This is a genomic window from Vibrio sp. 1401 (assembly GCF_033340295.1).
Genome location: NZ_JAWOWF010000681.1, coordinates 1 through 560, shown reverse-complemented (window position 1 = coordinate 560; position 560 = coordinate 1). Strand labels below are relative to the sequence as shown.

The 560-nt window shown below is 47.9% G+C and carries 1 protein-coding gene; it reads left to right on the top strand.

The window, feature by feature from the left end; all coding sequences use genetic code 11:
* Positions 1 to 560, top strand: a 560-nt coding sequence (locus tag R7Z77_RS27560) for a S49 family peptidase (protein WP_318137334.1), incomplete at both ends; no start/stop codon positions are given.

Sequence of the window (560 nt, the reverse complement as noted above, 5' to 3'; positions counted from 1 at the left end):
GATTCGCAACGAAGTGGAAGCGCTAAAAAAAGCAGGCAAACCTGTTGTAGTTTCGATGTCGAGCCTAGCGGCCTCTGGCGGTTACTGGATTTCAATGAGCGCAGATAAAATCGTCGCACAACCAACAACACTGACGGGTTCTATTGGTATCTTCAGCGTTATTACGACGTTCGAAAAAGGCTTCAGCAAACTTGGTATCAACACCGACGGCGTTGGCACGTCACCGTTTTCTGGCGACGGCATTACAACTGGCTTGTCTGAAGGCGCGTCTCAAGCGTTCCAACTAGGCATTGAGCATGGCTACAAACGCTTTATCTCTTTGGTTGGTTCAAACCGAGATATGACGGTAGAAGAGGTAGACAAAGTCGCGCAAGGCCGAGTTTGGACAGGTCAAGATGCCTTATCATTCGGTCTTGTTGACCAAATGGGTGACTTCGATGATGCCGTTGAGTTAGCTGCGAAGCTGGCGAACGTGACAGATTACGGTATTTACTGGGTTGAAGAGCCATTGTCACCAACAGAACTATTCCTACAAGAATTCATGAATCGGGTGAAAGTAT